The following is a 6,076-nucleotide window of genomic DNA, read 5'->3' on the forward strand; positions in this document are numbered from 1 at the left end:
CTACTCTCTGAGCATGGCCACCGCATCGCAGGATCCGTTCGCCCGGCAGCGTGAGCTGCTGGATGAGTGGGTCGAGACGCGCGCGGAGATCAACCGGCTCGAAGCGCGGGCGGCGGCGCTGCTGGCGCAGCGGATCGAGGTGATGGATGCCGACGTCGCGGCAGCCCCTGTGCACCGTGAGGCGATCCGCCGGTCGATGGTGGCGGAGTACTCCGCGGCGGGGCGGATGGCGACGGGCAGCGTGGAGCATGCGTTCGCCGACGCCCGTGCCCTGCGCGACGACTTCCCCGCGCTGCGCGCCTCGTACGCCGAGGGGCGGGTCACCGCAGCGCACGTGCGGGAGGTCATCCGGGCGGCGGCTCCGCTGACCCAGGCGATCGATGCCGGTGAGGCGACGGGCGCGGACTGGGCCCTGTACGAGGCGGCGGCCCTGGAGTTCGCCGAGACCGAAGCGCCGGCCCGCACCCGAGCGCACGTGCGTGAACTGGTCGCCGCCCTCGTGCCGCAGACGGTGACCGAGCGGCACCGCGCCGCCGCCGCCGAGCAGTCGGTCACGGTGCGAGAGCTCGACGATGAGATGTCGCTGCTGCAGGCGATCATGCCCACCTACAAGGCGGTGGCGATTCTCGACCGGCTCACCGCGATGGGCCGTGCGCAGAAGCAGCATCCGGAGAATCGCCGTCCCACCCTTCCCACCGACCTCGAAGCCGACCTCGAGTACGAGACCGGTCGCGCGCAGGCAGAGGCTGAGGCGCGGGCGATCTTCGGCCGTGACGACACCTACACCACCGACCCGTTCTACGTGCCCGGTGCGTGGGAGGCGTATGAAGACGCGATGGATCGCGCCGTCGACACCGGCCCCGCGGTGATCCGGATCACCTCCGACACCCGAGGGCTGGACGAGATCCGCACCGAACTGCTCTGTGACCTCCTGCTCAGTGCCACGCCGAGCGAGATCATGGGCACCGGGCTCGATAACATCCACGCCCGCATCCAGGTCACCGTCGCCGCCTCCACCCTCACCGGCGCCGACGAGCACCCCGCCCAGCTCGACGGGCACGGCACCCTGCACCCCGACATCGCCCGGCAGCTCGCCGGCCAGAGCACCGGATGGACGCGACTGTTCCTCGATCCCACCGGCCTCGTCACCGAGACCGACACCTACACCCCGACCGAGCCGATGCGGCGATTCCTGCGCGCCCGCGATCAGCACTGCCGTTTCCCCGGCTGCCGCATGCCCGTCCACCGCTGCGAATCCGACCACACCATCGACTGGGCCCTCAGTGGACCCACCCGCACCGACAACCTCGCCCATCTCTGCCTCACTCATCATGCGCTGAAGCATCCGGACATACCGGTGCAGTTCCGCTGGACCGCCCGGCAGCTGTCCGACTGGTCGCTCGAGTGGACCAGTCCCACCGGACGCATCCACCACGACAAACCACCCCGTCGCGTCATGTTCGCGCCCAGCGGCTCACCACCGGTCGACGACGGGTGGGAGGCGAAAGGCGACCCACCACCCTGGGAGACCGGTCCGCTCTGAACAGTCAGCGTCGGGCGAAATGACACCGTGAGAGGCAACCGCGTCCTGAGACTCGCACAGCCGGTCTCAGACCGACGCGTCGGGAGTGTCCACCGCTCCGCCGAAGCGCCGGTCGCGCGACAGGTAGATCTCGATCGCCCGCCACAGCTCCTCGCGGGAGAAGTCCGGCCAGAGCGTGTCGAGGAACACCATCTCGGCGTACGCGGCCTGCCAGAGCAGGAAGTTCGACGTGCGCTGCTCGCCCGAGCTGCGCAGGAACAGATCGACGTCGGGCATGTCCGGCACGTACAGGTGCCGGCGGATCTGCTTCTCGGTGATCGCGCTGGGGCGCATCCGCCCCGCCTTCACCTCTTCGGCCATCGCCCGCATGGCGTCGACGAGTTCGACGCGGCCGCCGTAGTTCACGCACATGGTCAGGGTGAGCACGTCGTTGTCGCGGGTGAGCTGCTCGGCGAACTGCAGCTCCTTGATGACCGACCCCCACAGCCGGGGCTTGCGGCCCGCCCAGCGCACGCGCACGCCCCACTCGTTCAGCTGATCGCGTCGACGGTGCAGCACGTCGCGGTTGTAGCCCATGAGGAAGCGCACCTCTTCAGGCGAGCGCGCCCAGTTCTCGGTCGAGAACGCGTATACCGACAGGTGCTTCACACCCACCTGGATGGCGCCGGCGACGACATCGAGCAGCACCTCCTCGCCGGCCTTATGCCCTTCGACGCGGTTGAGGCCGCGACGGTTCGCCCAGCGCCCGTTGCCGTCCATCACGATCGCGACGTGCTCCGGCACGGCGGGGAACGCCGGCGGCGTCTTGCCTGTCCAGTCGAGCGGCCGGAACGGCACCGCGTCCTTGTGCGTGTAGGGCTTCGGGGTCACCGTGCTCCAATGCTCGACGGGTGCGTGACGTGCTCGAGCGAGCGGATGCCGCGCTCGAGATGCCATTGGGCGTACGCGGCGACCGTGCCGGAGGCAGCCGCCAGGTCGGCCGGAGGCGCGGCATCCACCATCGTCCAGTCGCCGCCCATCAGGGCGCGCATCAGCGCAAGGGCCGCACTCCCGATCCGCGGGCTGCCGGCCGGCGCGCACGAGTCGCACACCGAGCCGCCCAGCTGTGCACCGAAGTGCCGGTGCGGGCCCGCAGCGCCGCAGCGTGCGCACTGGTCGAGGGCGGGCGCCCAGCCCGACAGTGCCATGACGCGAAGCAGGTAGGAATCCAGGATGCTGCGGGCGGCATGCTCGCCGCGCGAGAGCGACCGCAGCCCGCCCACGAGCAGCAGATACTGCTCGGCGGTCGCCTCGGCCTCGTTGAGCCGGTCGGCGGTCTCGACCATCGCGCTGGCTGCGGTGAAGCGCTCGTAGTCGACGGCGATGTCGGCCCCGTAGGCGCCCAGTGAGTCGGCCTGCTGCACGATGTCGAGCGAGCGACCCTTGTACATCTGCACGTCGGCGACCATGAACGGCTCGAGCCTCGAGCCGAACTTCGACGAGGTGCGCCGCACTCCCTTCGCGACCGCACGGATCTTGCCGTTGCGTCGCGAGAGCATCGTGACGATGCGATCGGCCTCACCCAGCTTGTGGGTGCGCAGGATCACCGCTTCGTCTCGATAGGTGGGCACCCTTCGATTATCTCCCGGGCACGACACAATGGATGGGTGACGGAACCGCTCTTCACCATCCCGCTGTGGGCTGATCTTCTCGGCGTCGCGCTCGGCGGCATCCAGGGGGCGATGTTCGCCTCCGGCTTCCAGGGGCAGCGCCGCCTCGACTGGCTCGGCGTCGCGATCATCGGCATCATGATCGGCATGGGCGGCGGCCTCATCCGCGACCTGCTGATCGGGCAGCCGCCCGCGACCCTGCAGAACGACTGGTACCTCATCACTGCGTCCGGTGCGGCACTGTTCGGGATGCTGCTCGCCGGCGTCTTCAACCGCGTCAACACCCTGATCGTCGTGCTCGACGCCGCCGTGATCGGCATGTTCGGCGCCTTCGGCGTGAGCAAGGCCATCGCTTTCGGCATCCCGCCGGTGCCCGCCGTGTTCATCGGCGTCTGCGCCGCGGTCGGCGGCGGCGTGCTGCGCGACGTGCTCATGGGTCTGCCCGTCGCGATCATGCACGTCGGCTCGCTCTACGCGGTGGCTGCGGGAGTCGGATGCACGACCATCGTCATCCTGAACGCTCTCGACGTCTCGCTCACCGTCGCGGCGGTGATCGGCATCGGCGTGACCGCGGTCATCCGAGTGCTCGCGGTGGTGTTCGACGTGTCGCTGCCCGAGCAGCGCCGCCTGTACCGCCGCAAGGTGGCCACCGAGACGGGGATGATCCCGATCATCAAGCCGTGACCCTTCGACAGGCTCAGGGCCCTTCGACAGGCTCAGGGACCCAGGGTGGCTCAGGGGCCCAGTCTGGGTCGCTGAGCCTGTCGAAGCGCCGTCACACCACCCCGGCGAGCTGAGCTTCCCGGGTGCGGATCGAGCGGTTCACGCACGACACGATCGCCTTGAGCGACGCCGTCGAGATGTCCCCGTCGATGCCGACGCCCCACAGCCGCTGGTCGTCGACCTGCAGCTCGACGTAGGCGGCAGCCTGCGCGTCGCCACCCGTCGACAGGGTGTGCTCGACGTAGTCGTACAGCGAGATCTCGAAACCGCGCTCGCGCAGCACCTCGATGAACGCCGCGATGGGGCCGTTGCCCCGGCCGGATGCCTGCTCGCGGGTCTCGCCGTCGCGCAGCACGACATCGAGCGAGACCTCGCCCGACATGTCGCTGCGGGTCTGGGTTCCCAGCAGCTCGAAGCGACCCCACTTGGCGGTGTCGTCGTCGGCCGGCAGGTACTCGTCGTGGAAGATCGACCAGATCTGCTCGCTGGTGACCTCGCCGCCCTCGGCATCCGTCTTCGCCTGCACGACCCCCGAGAACTCGATCTGCAGCTTGCGCGGCAGGTCGAGGGCGTGGTCGGTCTTCAGCAGGTAGGCGACGCCGCCCTTGCCCGACTGCGAGTTGACGCGGATGACGGCCTCGTACGAGCGGCCGAGATCCTTCGGGTCGACGGGCAGGTAGGGCACGCCCCACTCGATGTCGTCGATCGACACGTTCTGCTCCGCGGCCTTCGCGGCCATCGCCTCGAAGCCCTTCTTGATCGCGTCCTGGTGCGAGCCGCTGAACGCGGTGAACACCAGGTCGCCGGCCCACGGACTGCGCTCGGGAACGGGCAGCTGGTTGCAGTACTCGACCGTGCGCTTGACCTGGTCGATGTCGCTGAAGTCGATCTGCGGGTCGATGCCCTGCGTGAACAGGTTGATGCCGAGGGCGACCAGGTCGACGTTCCCGGTGCGCTCGCCGTTGCCGAACAGGCATCCCTCGATGCGGTCGGCGCCGGCCAGGTACCCGAGTTCGGCTGCGGCGATCGCCGTGCCGCGGTCGTTGTGCGGATGCAGCGACAGGATCACGTTCTCACGGTGCGCCAGGTGGCGGTTCATCCACTCGATCGAGTCCGCGTAGACGTTGGGCGAGGCCATCTCGACGGTCGCCGGCAGATTGATGATCACCTTGCGGTCGGGCGTCGGCTCGAGCACCTCGAGCACGGCGTTGCAGACCTCGACCGCATACTCCAGCTCCGTGCCGGTGTAGCTCTCGGGCGAGTACTCGTAGTACACCTGCGTGTCGGGAATGCGCTTCTCGAACTGCCGGCACAGGCGCGCGCCCTCCAGCGCGATCTGCTTGACGCCCTCGCGGTCGGAGCGGAAGACGACCTCGCGCTGCAGCACGCTGGTGGAGTTGTAGAAATGCACGATCGCCTGCTTGGCACCGGTGATGGCCTCGTAGGTGCGCTCGATCAGGTGCTCACGGCACTGCGTCAGCACCTGGATCGTGACGTCATCGGGGATGAGGTCCTCTTCGATCAGCTGCCGCACGAAGTCGAAGTCGGTCTGGCTGGCAGAGGGGAAACCGACCTCGATCTCCTTGTATCCCATGCTCACGAGCAGCTCGAACATCACGCGCTTGCGCTCGGGTGACATGGGGTCGATCAGGGCCTGGTTGCCGTCCCGCAGGTCGACGGCGCACCAGCGCGGCGCCTCGGAGATGCGCCTCGACGGCCAGGTGCGGTCTTCGAGATCGATGCGGATCTGCTCGTGGAACGGACGGTACTTGTGCACCGGCATGGAGGTGGGCTTCTGGTTGTTCTTCATGATGGGGCTGCTTCTCTTCGTCAGAAAACGTGCTCAGGCCAACACAAGCGCCGCGACGAGAGAGGCCCGATTGTCAGGACTCGTCGCGGCAGCTAAGAAGAAGCAGACCGCCCAGAGGCATGCATCGATCGTAACACCCCGCTTGGCACTCTGCTCACCCGCGAGGCGATTCAGGGGATCAACGCGAGCTTTCCCCCCGGATGCCCCTCGGCGAGGAACGCGAGCGCCTGCGGCGCCCCACCGAGCGGGTACTCGCGCGCGACCGGCACGACGATGTCGCCTGCCTCGGCGGCCTCGACCAGCTGGGTGCGCGCCCCGTCACGGTACCGCGCGGTCTCGGGATCGGCGCCC

6 protein-coding genes are annotated in these 6,076 nt (G+C 68.7%); 2 read left to right on the forward strand and 4 right to left on the reverse strand.

Annotated features, from left to right (window positions below):
* Nucleotides 1–13: 13 nt before the first annotated feature.
* Complete coding sequence (locus RT309_RS03870; protein ID WP_313355499.1) at nucleotides 14–1,543, forward strand: DUF222 domain-containing protein; 1,530 nt, start codon at nucleotides 14–16, stop codon at nucleotides 1,541–1,543.
* Nucleotides 1,544–1,609: 66 nt separating this feature from the next.
* On the opposite strand, the gene RT309_RS03875 is transcribed toward RT309_RS03870, so the two are convergent.
* Nucleotides 1,610–2,413 (reverse strand): isoprenyl transferase, encoded by an 804-nt coding sequence (locus tag RT309_RS03875; protein WP_313355501.1) that lies wholly within the window; start codon nucleotides 2,411–2,413, stop codon nucleotides 1,610–1,612.
* Nucleotides 2,410–3,153, reverse strand: coding sequence for a DNA repair protein RecO (recO, locus tag RT309_RS03880; RefSeq protein ID WP_313355502.1), 744 nt, complete (start codon nucleotides 3,151–3,153; stop codon nucleotides 2,410–2,412). The genes RT309_RS03875 and recO overlap by 4 nt, the downstream gene beginning before the upstream one ends.
* A 36-nt stretch (nucleotides 3,154–3,189) precedes the next feature.
* Here recO and RT309_RS03885 point away from each other — a divergent pair, with 36 nt between their 5' ends.
* Nucleotides 3,190–3,876, forward strand: a complete 687-nt coding sequence (locus tag RT309_RS03885; protein WP_313355504.1) for a TRIC cation channel family protein — start codon at nucleotides 3,190–3,192, stop codon at nucleotides 3,874–3,876.
* A 91-nt stretch (nucleotides 3,877–3,967) separates the two neighbouring features.
* Here RT309_RS03885 and leuA read toward each other — a convergent pair whose 3' ends face one another.
* Together leuA and RT309_RS03895 are read right to left on the reverse strand one after the other, a co-directional pair.
* Nucleotides 3,968–5,725, reverse strand: a complete 1,758-nt coding sequence (leuA, locus tag RT309_RS03890) for a 2-isopropylmalate synthase (protein WP_313355506.1) — start codon at nucleotides 5,723–5,725, stop codon at nucleotides 3,968–3,970.
* 170 nt (nucleotides 5,726–5,895) lie between these two features.
* Nucleotides 5,896–6,076: zinc-binding dehydrogenase (locus RT309_RS03895; protein WP_313355507.1), on the reverse strand; the 181-nt coding region annotated here is incomplete at its 5' end.

Origin of the sequence: Microbacterium sp. (assembly GCF_032084865.1) — a bacterium.
Classification (GTDB): Bacteria; Actinomycetota; Actinomycetes; order Actinomycetales; family Microbacteriaceae; genus Microbacterium.

Excerpts from the sequence above, each read along its gene's own strand:
- leuA (WP_313355506.1), bottom strand. The coding sequence starts at position 5,725 with ATGAAGAACAACCAGAAGCCCACCTCCATGCCGGTGCACAAGTACCGT.
- RT309_RS03870 (WP_313355499.1), top strand. The coding sequence starts at position 14 with ATGGCCACCGCATCGCAGGATCCGTTCGCCCGGCAGCGTGAGCTGCTG.